Here is a 490-nt window from a genome sequence, read left to right as displayed (position 1 = left end):
GCAACTTCTAGCGATACGATCGTCAAAGATACGCTAGCGGATATCAGTGTCGATTTTGATGGTTTTGGTGATGAGTATTACAACTCTGCCGAGGTGAGTAATGGCGCACTGGTCGGCACGGTGACCAATGTTGAGAATGGCCAAACAGTATCAATCACTATTACGGATATTGATGGCAAGTCAGAAAATTATACCGCGACAGTGACTGGTGGCGAGTGGACTCTAACTGGCCAAGATTACTCTGCCTTCGCTGAAGGTACGCTAACAGTAGAAGCAAGCGTTACGGACATTGCCGGTAATACAGCAACATCTAGCGATACGATAGTTAAAGATACGTTAGCCAGCATTGGCGTTGATTTTTCTTCATCTGATGATGAGTATTACAACTCAGTAGAGGTCAGTAATGGCGCATTGGTCGGCACGGTGACCAATGTTGAAGATGGCCAAACAGTATCAATCACCATCACCGATGCCGATGGTAAGTCAGAAA

The 490-nt window shown here is 45.7% G+C and carries 1 protein-coding gene; it reads left to right on the top strand.

Annotation, left to right across the window (positions count from 1 at the left end; all coding sequences use genetic code 11):
• Window positions 1–490 (top strand): Ig-like domain-containing protein (locus AB4167_RS21930; protein WP_372137023.1); only part of this gene is annotated, 490 nt, incomplete at both ends.

The organism is Vibrio sp. 10N.286.49.E11, assembly GCF_041469505.1.
GTDB lineage: Bacteria > Pseudomonadota > Gammaproteobacteria > Enterobacterales > Vibrionaceae > Vibrio > Vibrio crassostreae_C.
Note: the sequence above shows the minus strand (reverse complement) of the source record. Positions and strands in the feature narration are given on the sequence as shown.